1 protein-coding gene is annotated in these 233 nt (G+C 62.2%); it reads left to right on the forward strand.

Annotation, left to right across the window (positions count from 1 at the left end; all coding sequences use genetic code 11):
• Positions 1-233: dermonecrotic toxin domain-containing protein (locus tag SB756_RS35760; protein ID WP_410913980.1), on the forward strand; the 233-nt coding region annotated here is incomplete at both ends.

Below are 233 nucleotides of genomic sequence, written 5' to 3' on the forward strand. Positions count from 1 at the left end.
GTGGAACTGGTCGGCCCACTGCTGATCGGCCCCTCACGCATCCGTGCGGCGCGCGTTGAGCGCCTGGCGGTGTATCTGCCCGATAACCCGCAGCAGCCGCTGAAGGAGTACGCCAACCTGTACGAGTTCCTGACCGACCTGGGTGGCCGCTTGAAAGATACGGAGTACCGGCGCTATTTCAGCCGGTTCGTGCCGGCATCTCAACAAGGTGAGTTCTTCCGACAGCTCAATGC

It is taken from the genome of Pseudomonas sp. SIMBA_068 (assembly GCF_046534705.1).
GTDB classification, from domain to species: domain Bacteria; phylum Pseudomonadota; class Gammaproteobacteria; order Pseudomonadales; family Pseudomonadaceae; genus Aquipseudomonas; species Aquipseudomonas putida.